Raw genomic sequence first — 12,660 nt, 5'->3', positions numbered from 1 at the left:
TAACCGCACCTCAATCCAATAAACGCGATGGCATCTCATCAATGTTGTTGTCAGGGATGAACCGGGAACTCACGTGTACCTGGTGTTCCGAACGTGGTATCGATCCATGCTGCGATCTCGTCCCTGACCCTGCGGTACCCGTTCAGGATCTCCTCGTCAGTCCCGGGAACCAGATGCGGGTCATCGAATCCCTGGTGGATCGTCTTTTTTGCATTCCGGACAACCGGGCAGATCGCGTGGGCGTTGTCACACAATGTAATGGCGAGATCAAAGGAGATCCCTGCTACATCATCGACGGTTTTTGAATAGTGGTGGGAGATGTCGATGCCGATCTCCTGCATCACCGCAACAGCCCGTACGCTCACCTTCGACTGGCGGGTGCCGGCACTGTATACCTCGTACCGGTCACCGTACCGGGTCCTGAGCAGCCCTTCGGCCATCTGGGAGCGGGCGGCATTTGCCGTACAGATGAAGAGAATCTTTGGCTTTGTCAAGGTCGGATGCTCCTGGTATTGTATAGTCCGGGATGTACCCGGGAGTGATGTCAGCGGCAGGCCTCAAATACGTTCGCCGGAATTGTTTCTGCTGCTGCCGGTTCTCCACAACCCTTCCCTCCGCATCGGCGAATTGATGTATCACACCCATTTTTTTATCAGCCTGCCCGTCAAACGAACGATCATTTATGGCAATATTCACCTGCGACTTCTGCGGAAAATGCTGTTCAAGTTTTGGCTCGTTCATCACCATTGAGCGCCAGCTGAATGACCGAGATTACTATTGCCGGTACTCCCTGACCCATGACCTCTTCCCGGTGCATGTTGATGCGGAATATGCAGATGAAGTATCAGACCGCTACTCCGAGCAACCCCTCACCGGGAAACGATCCTGCCCGTTCCTCTGCCGTTCGCGAAGCGGCGATGGCTTTGCCTGCGCCATCTATTCCTCCCGTCCCCCGGTCTGCCGCGAGTTCCGGTGCTACCGGATGCTGGTCTACGATGGCAGCGGGAACAATGTGGGAAAAGTGATCGGGGCCGGTGGGATCAGTACCTCTGACGAAGCCCTTGCACGGCTCTGGAATGAAGAGATCGCGGCCACACCCCACACACATCCCGCCGGGGCAAATGATCCTGCGTGGGTAAAAAAAGTCACCGGGATCCTCGCGGCACACGGGTACCGCGGGGATGCGGTGGAATAAGATTTCAGCTGTTTTCCGGATTACTTCGAAGCATTGGTTGTTGCTGCCGGAACGTATGCCTTGCATCCTTCTCCGCGGAAGAGTGCCCACTCCTCACAGGAGGTACCGTTGGTAAAGGTACACATGCCGTACTGGCTGCCGTCAGCGGCGGTCTTGATCTCTGACGTAGCTCCGACCTTTCCACAGTTGACCGAGGCAGGGTTCGCCATGCCAACGGATCCTGCCGGAACATCCTTCGGAGCAGTTGCATTGGGGGCAGTTACATTTGCAACGGGTGTGTTGGAGACACCGGACTTGCATCCCTCGCCGCGGAAGAGCGCCCATTCCTCACAGGAGGTGCCGTTGGTAAAAGTGCACATGCCGTATTCCCCGCCATCAGCGTTCTTTTTGATATCGACGGTTCCGTTGAGGGAGACACAGTTGACGGACGCCGGGTTTGCCATACCCTCGGTTGTTACGGCTGCCGGAGTGGCGGTTGCCAAAGGTGTTGCCGGTGCCGGGGTTGCAGTGGTCTGGACCGCTGCCTGCGGCTGTGTGCTCGTACATCCTGCAATGAGAAGTCCTGCGACGAGGCAGGCTCCAAGGATAACAAAAATACTGGTTCTGGACATCATGATAAAATCCACGATATCGTTGGCAGGCACGGGATAAAAAAGATGGGTAACGGGGGTTACGGCCGCCTTGTGGAACCGGTTGCCTGTTTCATCCGCATGACGTAATTGCGGAGTCTCTGTTCCATGGCTCCGGGATTGTCGAGGTTCCGCTCAACGATATCCACGATCGCGCTCCCGACGATCACGCCATCGGCTCCGGCAGCGGCACACGTTTTCGCATGTTCCGGCGTTGATATGCCAAAGCCGAGGGCTAGCGGGAGATCCGTGTGCCGGCGGACCCGGTGCAGGAGATCGATGGCCCCTGTCGAGACCTGATCCCTTACACCGGTGACACCCAGCACGGAGACCAGGTAGAGATATCCGCGTGACTTTTTCACGATCTTCCCGATCCGGTCGTCACCGGTGGTCTGGGTTATGAGGAAGATGGGATCGATCCCGTGCCGTGCAGCAGCTTCCGTGACCTCTTCGGACTCTTCTACCGGCATATCTGCGACGAGGATGCCATCAACGCCGGCCTCGCGGGCTTCGCGATAGAACCGCTCGATACCCCGCTTGTGCACGATGTTGTAGTAGGTGAGGAAGACGATCGGAACATCGGAGTACGCCCGGACACCTTTCACGATCCTGAAGATCGTATCCGGGGTTGTCCCGGCAGCCAGCGCCCGGTCGTCCGCCCGCTGGATCATGGGCCCGTCGGCAACCGGGTCTGAGAACGGCACCCCGAGTTCGAGGATGTCCGTCCCGCCATCGATGAGTGCCTTTGCGATCCTGAGTGAAGTCGCCTCATCAGGGTCTCCTGCAACGGCGAACCCGATGAACGCGGTCGTCCCCCGCGTCTCAAACACCCGGTCAATCCGGCTCATACCGCACATCCCTGCATCCGGGCTACTTCAGCAACGTCCTTGTCCCCGCGGCCTGAGAGGTTGATGACGACAATATCGTCGCGATCGAACCTGTCCCGGTTCGTCATCACGTATGCAACTGCATGGGCTGATTCGAGCGCCGGGATGATCCCCTCCGTGCGGGAGAGGAACCGGAACGCATCGAGTACTTCCGGATCATTGGCCGCAGCATACGTGACCCGCCCGTTGTCCTTAAGCATCGAATGCTCGGGGCCAACGCCCGGGTAGTCAAGCCCTGCCGAGATACTGTGGGTGGGCAGCACCTGCCCGTTTTCATCCTGGAGCAGATACGAGAACGCACCGTGCAGCACGCCCGGCTCTCCTGCGGACAGCGTGGCCGAGTGCTCCCCGGTCTCGATTCCTTTGCCGCCGGCTTCAACGCCGATCAGTTCCACATCGTCTCTGACGAACGGGTAGAAGATGCCCATGGCATTCGATCCGCCCCCCACGCAGGCAACGATCGTATCCGGCAGCCGCCCTTCTTTATTCATCACCTGTTCCCGTGTTTCTTTCCCGATGACTGACTGGAAATCCCGTACCATCATGGGATAGGGGTGCGGCCCGACAACCGAGCCGATCAGGTAATAGGTATCCCTCACGTTCGCCGCCCAGTCGCGCAGCGCCTCGTTGGTAGCATCCTTGAGGGTGCGTGTCCCGGAGGTAACCGGGATGACTTTTGCACCCATCAGTTCCATCCGGAAGACATTGAGCGCCTGCCGTTTCGTATCGACCTCCCCCATGTAGACCTCGACCGGTATGCCAAAGGCAGCCCCGATGATAGCGGTTGCCACGCCATGCTGGCCGGCGCCGGTCTCGGCGATCAGCCGTTTCTTGCCCATGCGTTTTGCGAGCAGCGCCTGCCCGAGCGTGTTGTTCAGCTTGTGCGAACCGCCGTGCACGAGATCTTCCCGCTTGAGGTAGATCCGGCACCCCAGTTCCCTGGAAGCGTTCGGGCAGAAGGTGAGCGGCGTTTTCCTGCCGGCGTACTCTGTCTGGAGTGCCGCCAGTTCGGCAGCAAACGTCTGGTCACCCTGGATTTTTTCATAGGCAGCTTCGAGTTCGATCAGCGCAGTCATCAGCGTTTCCGAGACGTACTGTCCGCCATAGTTCCCGTATCGTCCTTTTTTCGTCATATCAGAACTTCCTGCATGCGGCGATGAACGCCTCAATTTTCGTATGGTCCTTGATCCCCGGCGAGACCTCGACCCCGCTTGCCACGTCCACCGCATAGGGATGGACCTCGCAGATCGCCCTGCCAACGTTTGCCGGAGTCAGGCCTCCGGCAAGGATGACCGGCACGTGCGACCGCTTCACGGCCTCTTTTGCATGATCCGCGTCAAACAGTTTTCCCCCCCCGTGACTTTCATCCACGATCACAGCAGCGCAGTCATCCGGCAGCGGATCGCCCCGGGCGATCACGCGGATTATTTTTGGGCCGGGTGACCTGTCGAAGACGAACGGGTGGAAGATCTGGATTGCGGAGGGATGGAGCGCGATGATCTCGTCAAGCTCTTCTCTCGATTGCGTGTGCGTCACGGCAACCGTTGCGGTGAAGGGCCCGACCGCATTGAAGATCTCCCGTGCACGGTCCGGTGTTACTGATCGTTTCGAGTCGCTGAAGAGCACGACACCGATTGCGTGTGCCCCGGCCTTTTCCGCGTAACGGGCATCATCCAGCCGGGTGATCCCGCAGATCTTTATGCGCATACAAATTCCTCCAGTTTCTTTCCTGGTTGTTCATGTGCCATGATCGACGACCCGATCAGGAACGCATCGCAGTAGTTCCGCATCTCCCGTATATCATCGGCAGATCGCATACCGCTTTCGGATACGATCATCCGGCCTTTCGGGCGGATCTGCTCTGACAGCAACCGTGTGTTCGAACGATCGATGGTCATCGTGGAGAGATCGCGGTTGTTGATGCCGATGAGTGCCGCCCGCGTGCCCAGCGCAGCTTCTGCTTCGGGTGCGGTGCGGACCTCAACCAGCGGTTCGAGATGGTAGTCCATGGCCAGATCAACGAAGGCAGGGAGTCTCCTGCCGAGCACCGCCGCGATCAGGAGCACCGCATCCGCCCCGAGCGCCCGCGACTCCGCGATCTGGCGCTCGTCGATGATGAAATCCTTGCGGAGCACCGGCATATCCACAGCGGTCTTCACCCGTGCGATATCCTTACCGGTTCCCCCGAAGAAGTACGGTTCGGTCAGCACCGAGAAGGCAACACACCCGGCCCCGGCAAGGACGCCGGCCATCTGGGCCATGTCCACGTTGCGGCGGATGATACCCCTGCTGGGGGATGCACACTTGATCTCGGCAATAATGGCATTCTTCCCGTTCTTTCCCCGGATAGCGCCGGTAAGGCTTGCGATATCGCGCGCGGGCGGTTCCGGGAACGAGGCCGGCATCTGTGCCACCCGCTTCTCGGTCCGCCGGACTATGTCGTCAAGGATCATGCTGCACTCCCCGTTACCTGTACGAGTGCATCCAGCCGTTTAAGGGCATTCCCCGAATCGATGGAGGTTCCTGCACGGGCAATACCCTCGTGCAGGTCGCGTGCCCGGCCTCCCACGTAGATCGCGGCCCCGGCATTCATGAGCACGATATCCCGGCCGGCACCCCGTTCTCCCGCGAGGATCTCCCGGATGATGCGGGCATTGGTTGCTGCATCCCCGCCCGTCAGGTCGGCGAGCTGCGCAGGGGCGATACCATATGTCCCGCAGTCCAGGGTGTAAGAACGGATTGTATTTTCAAAAAGTTCCGACACCAGGGTCTCGCCCGTTGTCGTGATCTCGTCAAGCCCGCTCCCATGTACCACCATCGCCCGGGAGAGCCCGAGCAGGCGGAGGACTTCTGCCATCGTGCCGGTCAGGTCCCGGCTGTAGACGCCCAGGACCTGCGCCTGCGCCCCGGCGGGATTCGCGAGCGGGCCAAGGATGTTGAAGACTGTCCGGCAACCGATCTCCTGTCGGGCCGCCATCACGTGGCGCATGGCCGGGTGGTGCAGCGGCGCGAAGAGGAAAGCAATCCCGATCGTCTCGACTATCCGGGCCTGGGTATAAGGATCGGCGGCAATGTTAACTCCCAGCGCCGAAAGAACGTCCGCTGAACCACAGGTACTGCTCACGCTCCGGTTGCCATGTTTGACCACCGGTATACCTGCCCCTGCTGCAACGAGCGCTGAAGCAGTACTGATATTGAACGTATGCGTCCCGTCACCTCCGGTGCCGCAGGTGTCGACCAGCATCCCCTTCGTAACCGGCCTGACCGCGACCGCGTGCCGGCGCATCACCCGGGCAAACGCTGCGATCTCGTCAGGGCTCTCGCCTTTCATGTGAAGGGCAGCGAGGAATGCCCCGATCTGCGCCTGGGTGGCCTTTCCCTCCATGATCGTGTCCATGATCGCGGCTGCTTCAGCCTCATCCAGATCCTTCTGGTCCATGAGATGCAGGATCACCTCCCTGAACATCATGATGCCACCCCGGGCCCGTACAGGAAATTCCCAATGATCCGGTCACCCTCTGCCGAGAGAATACTCTCCGGGTGGAACTGAACACCTTCTATGGGGAAGGTGCGGTGGCGCACGCCCATGACATATCCGTCATCCGCGCTGGTGGCAGTCACAGCGAGTTCGTCAGGAATAGACTCCCTGCGGGCAACAAGGGAATGGTACCGGGTTGCGGTAAAAGGAGTCGGGATCCCGTCAAAGATCCCCTTCCCGTCATGCCGGATGGATGAGGTCTTCCCGTGCATAAGGTGAGGTGCCCGGATAACGTCTCCCCCGAATGCAGTGCAGATTGCCTGGTGTCCTAGGCAGACCCCGAGTGTCGGGATCTTCCGGCTCATGGTCTCCAGCACGTCGAGACATACCCCGGCATCCTGCGGGGAGCCCGGGCCTGGTGAGAGGATGATCCGGTCGCAGCCGGTCTTCTCCAGTACGTCAAGGGGGGTATCGCAGGGCAGGACTACCGGTTCTGCACCGAGCTTTCCCACCTGCTGGTACAGGTTGAAGGTGAAGCTGTCGTAACAGTCCACAATCAGTACTCTCATGAGCATGCCCCCGAATGCTCGATCGCCCGGATCATAGCGGCGGCCTTGTTCTCCGTCTCGTTCCACTCGTTCTCCGGCACGGAATCGGCAACGATCCCTGCTCCGACCTGGACATAAGCGCGATCCTTTTTGACCTGGATGGTCCGGATCGCAATGGCGAAATCAAGGTTCCGGTCAAACCCGATATACCCCACGGCACCGGCATACAGGCCCCGGGCACCCGGTTCCTGCTCGTCGATGATCTGCATTGCCCGGATCTTGGGCGCACCTGAAACGGTTCCGGCCGGGAAACAGGACTTGAAGGCATCGTAGCAGTCAAGGTTGTCACGGAGTGTCCCGCTTACCGTGGAAACAATATGCTGGACATGGGAGAACTTCTCAATGCCCATGAACTCGCCGACCGTTACGGATCCGAACCGGCAGACCCGGCCGAGATCGTTACGGGCAAGGTCAACGAGCATGGTATGCTCGGCCCGCTCTTTCTTGTCGGAGAGCAGTTCCTTTGCCAGCTGATCGTCTTCATGTGTTGTGCGACCGCGGGGTCGTGTTCCGGCAATGGGGACCGTGGTCACCTGGCGCTTCTCAACCCTCACGAGCATCTCCGGGCTCGCCCCGATGACCTTCTCCTCACCGAAGTCCAGGTAATACATATAGGGACTCGGGTTGATCTCCCGGAGTGCTTCATACATGGTAAACGGATCATTGCATACCGGGAAATCCAGGCGCCGCGAGATCACGGCCTGGAAGATATCCCCGGCAACGATATGCTCCTTGATACACCCGACTGCCTTCTCGAATGACTGCCGGGAACCGCCCGGGACTGCGGGAACCTGTGGTTTTTCCCGGTTGCACCGGGGAGGGTCATGCGACTCCTGCCCCAAGAATGCAATCCGGTCAGCAAGGGCCTGGATCTTCGCTACGCTCCGGTGGTATTCCCCTGCCAGATCGGAGTCGTAGGTCAGGAACGGGCTGGAAAAGATATACAGTTTCTTATCCCGGTGATCGATGACAATACAGTCCTTTGCAAGCATGAACCGGGCATCGTGATGCATGTCGTCGTACTCCTCATTACACCGCTCCTTCCGTGGGACTTTCTCAAAGAGGGAATACACGCAGTCGTAGGCGAAATACCCGACCATCCCTCCGAAGAACCGGGGGGCCTTGACATTCATGTAATGGAACCGGGAGAGGATCGATCTGATCCGGTCAACCGGGTTGTTGCCTTCAGGGTCGCGGGCAATGGCGACAAAGGGCTCGTTGCCCTGTATCCCGACTGTTGCCCCGATGGTGACGATCATCTCCGGCTCGATCCCGATGAACGAGTACCGGGCAAGTTTCTCGCTCCCGTCCATGGATTCGAGCAGGAAGCCGCATCCCGCCCGGATCCCCCTGTACAGATCGAGCGGCGAGAGATCCGGGAGTGGAAATTCTGCGCACAACGGAATGATAAGCGGTTTTGGCTGGGTATTCACCGCAGTGACAAACTCCTCTTGTCCAAGGTTGAGATTCAGATTTGGTATCATGCTGTCAGGGTCCTTCCGGCAGGCCATCTGGCACCCGCCGTTTCTCGTGAGGTCTGCTCCCGCAAAACGATCGCAGAAACCATACCTCTTGTCTGCTTTACAGGTTAACTTTGTACATATTTATACATTGTTGTAATTTTTTGGTTATTGGTGTATTTTTTATTACGCTGCACATGACTGTTGAGCAGGGCGACAGCGCGGAAAATCTGAAGATTGGGAAAAATGATCCGCTGTTGTTTCCCCAACGGTACTTCTCTGATCGGTACAGGAGCCAGATGGAGACTGAAGAAGAATAAAAAAAGAAGAGATAAAGAGATACCGGGATACTTCGTCTCACTCGGTTCTGATCCCCCTCCCCCTCAGTTCATCCGCCTTCTTCTTCGAGCACTCCTCGCACCGGAACTCGGGTTCGTGCTCGCACGACCGGTCATACTCCCCGGAACGCACCAGCCGGTACCCCCGGGCAATCTTCCCGCAGTCCACGCAGGCGATATTGTCCCTGACTTCCCATTGGGCGGCAAGCGACTGCGAAGTGAAGATGAACTGGTCGACCCAGAAGAAGATCAATCCCCCGATCAGGTTTGCCACAATGGCCGCAACCAGCTGTCCCATCGACGCAAGGATAATTCCCACGCCCGCCAGTATGGGCGTACTTGCCTGCCACCGGAGCAGGTAGAGTCCATAGCGTTTGTAGTTGACCTGCATACCAGATCATCCCCTGTCAATGGTATACAGGTTATGTCTGGGGGAACCGGAAATCGGTTAAATTACAGATCTTAAACACTATTATAGCAATTCTGACAACTTAGATACAGCATTTTTGGCAGGTAGTATCGTGCACAACAGTACAAAGTCATTCGGGCGGGTTTTTGTCACACGGATGATTGGGATCATCAGTCTTCTGATTGCGATTGTCCTGGCAAATATCCTGAAATACTATATCTCAAACCCTATCTATAATTCCGGGGTAGCCTTCATCAACGAGAATTTCTGGCTCCTGATGCTGATCGCCATCATCCTCTTTGTGGGAGCGATATTCGGGGCATTCCCGTTCCCCTTCAACCTACCGGCACCGATTATCCGGGCATTTGGCAGTGTCTTCTGCATCATGTTCCTCCTCCAGATCTTCGAATGGGTAGATAAGATCACCTCGACAACGTTGTCTCCCCTGTTCTCGTTCCTGTCGCCCATCATCGCAGCCCTGGTGTTCCTGATCGTCCTTGCGAGCGGGTATTTTGAAATCATGCGGAAACTCTGGTGGCAGCCCCATGTTGGAGCGGACGGGCAGATCATCCCTGAAAACCGGGGCTATGAACCAGAACCTCCCGGCATATCGTTAACCGATGTGAAGTCGTGGGATGAGATAGGCGCTGAGTTCCGTTTGATGCTCTTTGATATCATTCACCGGTTCCGCATGGAGATCAAAAGAAAACAATAGGTGGTAGTGCCCGCAGCACGTACGGGCATTGCGCCGTTGTTGCCGCGTTCACCAGTCGGGATTCTCGGTCCGGAATTTCTTCTCTTTTGCTTCCAGTTCATCTGCGTTCAGGTGCGCCGGCATACAGATGCAACGGTGCTCGATGAACACACCTTTCTTAAACGAGCCCTGCAACTCCCCCTCCCTGCACGTACCGTAGATCCCGTCATCACAATCATGATAGACATGGGAAAGTCCCTCGCGTGAGGCACACTCTTTTGCCTCGTTCCATGATCCTGCCATGCGTGGAGATGGGTACCCTTGTGTCTTGAGACTGTCGGAAATGACACGATATCCGGAAATGATGAGTGCAGCGTGCAAGGCACAAAAAAAGAAAAAATGATGAAATCAGAACCGGGGTTTCCGGTGCTTGGGCAGGCAGTCCCTGCAGTAGACCGGCCTCCCTTCCGTTGGCTTGAAGGGGACTTCACATTCCTTGCCACAGTCTGAGCAGACTGTCTTTGTCATTTCTCTGGGACCGAAATCTCTCGGTCCGCCAAAACTCTTTCTTTCCATTGTTTTACTCATGCAGTTTTGATCTGCACTATGTAATCTCCCGTTCAGTATAAATACATCTGCATTATGAATAATATATTTTATATTAATACCATCATTAAAAAAATTACGGGATGATCTCACACCCATTGAACTTCTCATGCACGAAATCCCCCGGTGTGATCGTCCCGTCTGAGATCAGCGACCTGACACGGGGGAGTGCATTGGTTAAGGCTGTGTGGAGATTCTCCACGGTTTCGCAGACAAGGTGGCGGCCTGATTCGTCCCAGGGGCGGGTGATATGGGAATAGAGACACCTTCCTCCGCAGAAGGTCCGGATATGACACGCACTGCACTCTCCCTTAATATCAATGCGGCCAAGTCTGCACGGGTCGGCATCCCGGATATGCCCGACATAATACTGTTTCATCCCGATCATGACCGGGCAGGGGGCAATGTGCCCATCGGTCATGATGCTGTAGTTCGCGTGACCGGATCCACACCGGAGCAGGCTTTTGCGGTCAAGGAGCATGTCTTCCATGGGATCGAGGAATGGGTACCACCGGAGGACTTCTCCAGCGGATTCCATATGATCCACCCAGTCACTGACCAGCGTACGGATACCGGGATTATAGCTGTCTGCTGCCCATTCTGCAAACGTTCGCTGTGAGAAATCACCGGCAAAGTTCGCGTCCAGCTGCCAGTGGACGGAGGTGAAGGAATGATCGGGATTCCCAGAAAGCCAGTGGACCGTATCCACGATATCCGTTCGCTCTGTAACAGTCATACGGGCAATGAGTTCCCCCGTATACCCGTTCGCCCGGATCTGGCGGATATTCTTCATTACCCGATCATAGACGCCCTCACCCCTGTTGGCATCGGTGAGTTCTTTCCTCCCGTCAAGGGAGACGAGGATCGTGGTGAACCGGTTGATAATATCAGCGGGAAGCCGGTCCAGCAGGAGCCCGTTGGTCTGCATCATGAACCGGTGTACTGGCGCCTCCCGGACTATCCGCTCGATGAGATCTGCCCGGAGCAGCGGTTCCCCTCCATAAAACGTGAGCGTGGGGGCGGGATCTTTCCGGAGGAATGAGTACAGGACCTCCGGATCGTAAGCAAGTTCGATGGGAATATTCTCATCGATCTCCACCGCCCGCTCACCTTCGCTCTCATCGAGATCAAGAAAAGCCTTGGCCCGGCAGTAACTACAACAGAGATTGCAGTTATCGGTAAGGATGAGGTGGAAGTACATGAAACTGCCTGTATATCTGGGTGCTGGCAGACGATAAAATCTGATCACCGGGTATTACCTGGCTCTCCGTTGGCGCAAACCTATAAACAATATCTTCGCAATTCTCTCTTATGCCGCCCGGATCGAACTTTTTACCGACTACCGGGGCCAGAGCACGGGACACCGGCCTGACCGATGACGGGTTCACCGGCCTGGAACTGGTCATCCTTGTTGTCGTCCTGATTGCAGGCGCTATACTCCTGCTTGTATATCTCCATGGCAGTGCTCCCGATCTGTCCCGGACGTTTCCCGGCGGTCTCCTGGCAGAGAGTATGTACATGTCCGGCGACCATATCTATGCAAAAGGTGACGTGTACGGTTTCTCCATGGTCAGTACCCCCACGGGAACTCCCCCGATTGTGTTTGTACACGATGATCCGGGCAGGCTTGGTGCGGTACAGATGGTTGTCTCGCTCTTCATCGGAGATACCGGGGCAATCGACATGGATCGTGTCCAGGTGCAGTGGGCCCATGCAAATCGTTCTGAACTCCTGGGGAAAATTTCCGGCAGTCCTCTCATCTGTCCGAACTGGACCATCTCCAAGAAGTCCAACATGCTCCCCGGCCACACAGCGGATTCGGATGAATGGCTCGAACCAAACGAACAGTTTGAGCTCACTCTCTGCTCTTCGGACGGTGTCCGGCCATATGAGAAATTCTCCATTACGGTCCAGCCTGACGGCAGCGCAATGCCATTGATCCTTACACGGAGCGTCCCTCCCTGGATCCGGCCGGTTATGGATCTTCACTGATCCTGCCGCACCCCCGACACGGGCCCCTAAAAATGGCCCTCCGCGCTGCGCTTCTGCTTCCGGTGATTCCGGGTGGGCAAACCCCGATTCACCCGTATTTAATGGGGTATATACTGAAACGGAGCGTTTTACATGGGTTTTGAAACGGAGTGAATAGTGCGTCACAATGACCAAAAAGGCCTTAAATATGTGGCCAAAATCCGGACTTCGACGGGCTTTCGACGGAAACTTTTTATATTATCAGGCGTCAACTCTCATTATCAAAACCCGATTGCGGTTTTGAGGTGTTTAAATGGGAACCAAAATTGGAAAAGAAAAGATTCAGCGCGAAAAGGGATACCTCTACTTCATTGGCAAGGACGGG

Annotated in this window: 16 protein-coding genes; 3 read left to right on the top strand and 13 right to left on the bottom strand. The window is 56.8% G+C overall.

Features of this window, described 5'->3' with window-relative positions:
- Window positions 1-50: 50 nt before the first annotated feature.
- On the bottom strand, window positions 51-494 hold the full coding sequence (locus LUQ43_RS10270; RefSeq protein WP_299967151.1) for an arsenate reductase ArsC: 444 nt from the start codon (window positions 492-494) through the stop codon (window positions 51-53).
- Window positions 495-682: 188 nt separating this feature from the next.
- Between LUQ43_RS10270 and LUQ43_RS10265 the strand changes: the two genes are divergently transcribed.
- Window positions 683-1,195, top strand: coding sequence for a YkgJ family cysteine cluster protein (locus LUQ43_RS10265; protein WP_299967149.1), 513 nt, complete (start codon window positions 683-685; stop codon window positions 1,193-1,195).
- A 20-nt stretch (window positions 1,196-1,215) separates the two neighbouring features.
- Here the strand turns inward: LUQ43_RS10265 and LUQ43_RS10260 are convergent, their stop codons facing one another.
- The 9 genes from LUQ43_RS10260 to LUQ43_RS10220 form a co-directional block, all read right to left on the bottom strand.
- A complete protein-coding gene (locus LUQ43_RS10260; RefSeq protein WP_299967148.1) occupies window positions 1,216-1,809 on the bottom strand; it encodes a DUF333 domain-containing protein in 594 nt (197 codons plus the stop codon).
- Between the two features lie 56 nt (window positions 1,810-1,865).
- Window positions 1,866-2,672 (bottom strand): tryptophan synthase subunit alpha, encoded by an 807-nt coding sequence (gene trpA, locus LUQ43_RS10255; RefSeq protein WP_299967146.1) that lies wholly within the window; start codon window positions 2,670-2,672, stop codon window positions 1,866-1,868.
- Window positions 2,669-3,844 (bottom strand): tryptophan synthase subunit beta, encoded by a 1,176-nt coding sequence (trpB, locus tag LUQ43_RS10250; protein WP_299967143.1) that lies wholly within the window; start codon window positions 3,842-3,844, stop codon window positions 2,669-2,671. Before trpB ends, trpA begins: the two co-directional genes overlap by 4 nt.
- A gap of 1 nt (window position 3,845) precedes the next feature.
- Window positions 3,846-4,418: a phosphoribosylanthranilate isomerase gene (locus LUQ43_RS10245; protein ID WP_299967140.1), complete on the bottom strand. Its 573-nt coding sequence runs from the start codon at window positions 4,416-4,418 to the stop codon at window positions 3,846-3,848.
- The gene (locus tag LUQ43_RS10240) at window positions 4,409-5,164 is read right to left on the bottom strand and encodes an indole-3-glycerol phosphate synthase TrpC (protein ID WP_299967137.1); all 756 of its coding nucleotides are present in this window, start codon (window positions 5,162-5,164) and stop codon (window positions 4,409-4,411) included. Before LUQ43_RS10240 ends, LUQ43_RS10245 begins: the two co-directional genes overlap by 10 nt.
- Window positions 5,161-6,180: an anthranilate phosphoribosyltransferase gene (trpD, locus tag LUQ43_RS10235; protein ID WP_299967134.1), complete on the bottom strand. Its 1,020-nt coding sequence runs from the start codon at window positions 6,178-6,180 to the stop codon at window positions 5,161-5,163. The genes LUQ43_RS10240 and trpD overlap by 4 nt, the downstream gene beginning before the upstream one ends.
- A complete protein-coding gene (locus LUQ43_RS10230) occupies window positions 6,177-6,758 on the bottom strand; it encodes an aminodeoxychorismate/anthranilate synthase component II (protein ID WP_299967131.1) in 582 nt (193 codons plus the stop codon). Before LUQ43_RS10230 ends, trpD begins: the two co-directional genes overlap by 4 nt.
- Window positions 6,755-8,281 (bottom strand): anthranilate synthase component I, encoded by a 1,527-nt coding sequence (trpE, locus tag LUQ43_RS10225; protein WP_299967128.1) that lies wholly within the window; start codon window positions 8,279-8,281, stop codon window positions 6,755-6,757. Before trpE ends, LUQ43_RS10230 begins: the two co-directional genes overlap by 4 nt.
- Window positions 8,282-8,614: 333 nt before the next feature.
- Window positions 8,615-8,986, bottom strand: coding sequence for a hypothetical protein (locus tag LUQ43_RS10220; RefSeq protein ID WP_299967125.1), 372 nt, complete (start codon window positions 8,984-8,986; stop codon window positions 8,615-8,617).
- Window positions 8,987-9,116: 130 nt separating this feature from the next.
- On the opposite strand from LUQ43_RS10220, the gene LUQ43_RS10215 reads away from it, so the two are divergent.
- A complete protein-coding gene (locus LUQ43_RS10215) occupies window positions 9,117-9,719 on the top strand; it encodes a hypothetical protein (RefSeq protein WP_299967123.1) in 603 nt (200 codons plus the stop codon).
- Window positions 9,720-9,767: 48 nt separating this feature from the next.
- Here the strand turns inward: LUQ43_RS10215 and LUQ43_RS10210 are convergent, their stop codons facing one another.
- The 3 genes from LUQ43_RS10210 to LUQ43_RS10200 all read right to left on the bottom strand — a co-directional run bounded on the left by LUQ43_RS10210 (window position 9,768) and on the right by LUQ43_RS10200 (window position 11,505).
- Window positions 9,768-10,001, bottom strand: a complete 234-nt coding sequence (locus LUQ43_RS10210) for a hypothetical protein (protein ID WP_299967121.1) — start codon at window positions 9,999-10,001, stop codon at window positions 9,768-9,770.
- 105 nt (window positions 10,002-10,106) lie between these two features.
- Window positions 10,107-10,274, bottom strand: a complete 168-nt coding sequence (locus LUQ43_RS10205) for a CxxC-x17-CxxC domain-containing protein (RefSeq protein ID WP_299967119.1) — start codon at window positions 10,272-10,274, stop codon at window positions 10,107-10,109.
- Window positions 10,275-10,380: 106 nt separating this feature from the next.
- Window positions 10,381-11,505, bottom strand: a complete 1,125-nt coding sequence (locus LUQ43_RS10200; RefSeq protein WP_299967117.1) for a TIGR04084 family radical SAM/SPASM domain-containing protein — start codon at window positions 11,503-11,505, stop codon at window positions 10,381-10,383.
- Window positions 11,506-11,615: 110 nt separating this feature from the next.
- On the opposite strand from LUQ43_RS10200, the gene LUQ43_RS10195 reads away from it, so the two are divergent.
- Window positions 11,616-12,296, top strand: a complete 681-nt coding sequence (locus tag LUQ43_RS10195) for a hypothetical protein (RefSeq protein WP_299967114.1) — start codon at window positions 11,616-11,618, stop codon at window positions 12,294-12,296.
- Window positions 12,297-12,660 lie beyond the last annotated feature (364 nt).

It is taken from the genome of Methanoregula sp. (assembly GCF_028679125.1).
Taxonomy (GTDB): domain Archaea; phylum Halobacteriota; class Methanomicrobia; order Methanomicrobiales; family Methanospirillaceae; genus Methanoregula.
This window is presented reverse-complemented; position numbering and strand designations above follow the sequence as displayed.